The sequence below is a fragment of the Streptomyces sp. NPDC057253 genome (assembly GCF_042669125.1).
Lineage (GTDB): Bacteria > Actinomycetota > Actinomycetes > Streptomycetales > Streptomycetaceae > Streptomyces.
This window is the reverse complement of record NZ_JBHUXV010000286.1, coordinates 1-2,658: the sequence shown is the minus strand read 5'-3', so window position 1 is coordinate 2,658 and position 2,658 is coordinate 1. Positions and strand designations below refer to the sequence as shown.

Genomic DNA, 2,658 nt, shown 5'->3' with positions numbered 1-2,658 from the left:
GGCTCGGTGATGTCTATAAGAGACAGCCTCCTCGGAGGCGCGGGCCGTCGCCCGTACCCAAACCCTGATCAAGGGCCAGAACGGCATCGGCACCGTCCGCAAGACCACCCTCCCGGGCGGCCTGCGGATCGTCACCGAGACCCTCCCCTCGGTCCGCTCCGCGACCTTCGGCATCTGGGCCCACGTCGGCTCCCGCGACGAGACCCCGTCCCTGAACGGCGCCACCCACTACCTGGAGCACCTCCTCTTCAAGGGCACCTCCCAGCGCAGCGCCCTGGACATCTCCTCCGCCCTCGACGCGGTCGGCGGCGAGATGAACGCGTTCACGGCGAAGGAGTACACGTGCTACTACGCGCGCGTGCTCGACTCCGACCTGCCGCTCGCCATAGACGTCGTCTGCGACATGCTGACCGGCTCACTGATCCTCGAAGAGGACGTCAACGTCGAGCGCGGCGCCATCCTCGAAGAGATCGCCATGACCGAGGACGACCCGGGCGACTGCGTGCACGACCTGTTCGCGTCCACCATGTTCGGCGACAACCCCCTCGGCCGCCCGGTCCTCGGCACCGTCGACACCGTCAACGCCCTGACCGCCGACCGCATCCGCCGCTTCTACAAGAAGCACTACGACCCCACCCACCTGGTGGTCGCGGCCGCGGGCAACGTCGACCACACCAAGGTCGTACGACAGGTCCGGGCCGCCTTCGAGAAGGCCGGCGCCCTCAAGAACGCCGACGCCGTTCCCATCGCCCCGCGCGACGGCAGGCGCGCCCTGCGCACCGCGGGCCGAGTCGAACTGCTCGGCCGCAGGACCGAACAGGCCCACGTCGTCCTCGGCATGCCGGGCCTGGCCCGCACCGACGACCGCCGCTGGGCCCTCGGCGTGCTCAACACCGCGCTCGGCGGCGGCATGTCCTCCCGGCTCTTCCAGGAGGTCCGCGAGAAGCGCGGCCTGGCCTACAGCGTGTACTCGTACACCTCCGGCTTCGCCGACTGCGGCCTGTTCGGCGTGTACGCCGGCTGCCGGCCCTCGCAGGTCCACGACGTGCTGAAGATCTGCCGCGACGAACTCGACCAGGTCGCCCAGCAGGGACTCACGGACGACGAGATCGCCCGCGCCATCGGCCAGCTGCGGGGCTCCACGGTCCTCGGCCTGGAGGACACCGGCGCGCTGATGAACCGCATCGGCAAGAGCGAGCTGTGCTGGGGCGAGCAGATGTCCGTCGACGACATGCTGGGCCGGATAGCGGCGGTCACCCCGGACGACGTCCGCGCGGTCGCCCGCGAGATCCTGGGACGGCGCCCGTCGTTGTCGGTCATCGGCCCGCTGAAGGACAAGCAGGCGGCCCGACTGCACGAAGCGGTCGCGTAAGCCCTCCCCTTAAGGAAGCAAGAAGATGAGCAAGCTGCGCGTGGCGGTCCTCGGTGCCAGGGGCCGGATCGGCTCCGAGGCGGTCAAGGCCGTCGAGGCCGCCGAGGACATGGAACTGGTCGCCGCCCTGGGCCGGGGCGACAAGCTGGAGACCCTCGCCGAGACGGGCGCCCAGGTCGCGGTCGAACTGACCACGCCCGCCTCGGTGATGGAGAACCTGGAGTACTGCCTGAGCCACGGCATCCACGCGGTCGTCGGCACCACCGGCTGGACCGACGAGCGCCTCGCGCAGCTGAGGGGCTGGCTGTCCTCGTCCCCGGAGACCGGCGTCCTCATCGCGCCCAACTTCTCCATCGGGGCCGTACTGAACATGAAGTTCGCGCAGATCGCCGCGCCGTACTTCGAGTCGGTCGAGGTCATCGAACTGCACCACCCGAAGAAGGTCGACGCCCCGTCGGGCACCGCCACGCGCACGGCCCAGCTGATCGCCTCGGCCCGCGCCGAGGCGGGCACGGCCGCGGCGCCGGACGCCACGGAGACGTCCCTGGACGGAGCGCGCGGCGCGGACGTCGACGGGATCCCCGTCCACTCCGTCCGCCTGCGCGGTCTGCTGGCCCACCAGGAGGTCCTGCTCGGCGGCGAGGGCGAGACCCTGACGATCCGCCACGACTCCCTCCACCACAGCAGCTTCATGCCGGGCATCCTGCTCGGCGCCCGCCGCGTGGTCACCACCCCGGGCCTGACCTTCGGCCTGGAACACTTCCTGGACCTGGGCTGACCGTCATGCGCGCCAAGCTGTCCTACGCCGTCACGGCCGCCGTCCTGGTCTTCTACTTCGTCCTGGTCGGCAGCCGCGGCGTCATGCTGATCGAGACCGGCACCGTCGTCACCGTCACCTTCGGCGTGGCGGTGCTGATCCTGCCGGTGATCGGTCTGTGGTTCCTGTGGAAGAACACCCAGTTCGTCCGCAGGGCCAACGCCCTCGCCGCCGAACTCGACGCCGAGGGCGGCCTGCCTGTCGACGAGCTGAAGCGCACGCCCGCCGGCCGCATCGACCGCGACTCGGCCGACGAGGTCTTCGCCAAGCGCAAGGCGGAGACGGAGTCGGCCCCCGACGACTGGCGCAGCTGGTTCCGCCTCGCCGTCGCCTACCACGACGCCCGCGACACCCCACGCGCCCGCAAGGCGATGCAGCGCGCGATAGCGCTGCATGACGGCAGGCCGGTCCAGCAGCCCTGAGACTTCGTGAGCTCTGGGCCACGCACGTCGAAGGGCCGCTCGCACCC

At 70.7% G+C, this 2,658-nt stretch carries 2 protein-coding genes and 1 pseudogene; all 3 read left to right on the top strand.

The features are described from left to right. Positions 1-28: 28 nt before the first annotated feature. Positions 29-1,372: pseudogene (locus ACFULQ_RS48980) on the top strand (M16 family metallopeptidase); the annotation flags it as partial. Positions 1,373-1,397: 25 nt separating this feature from the next. Continuing rightward, positions 1,398-2,150, top strand: coding sequence for a 4-hydroxy-tetrahydrodipicolinate reductase (gene dapB / locus ACFULQ_RS48975; protein ID WP_383558308.1), 753 nt, complete (start codon positions 1,398-1,400; stop codon positions 2,148-2,150). Positions 2,151-2,155: 5 nt separating this feature from the next. Then, complete coding sequence (locus ACFULQ_RS48970) at positions 2,156-2,611, top strand: hypothetical protein (RefSeq protein WP_383558305.1); 456 nt, start codon at positions 2,156-2,158, stop codon at positions 2,609-2,611. Positions 2,612-2,658: the final 47 nt, after the last annotated feature.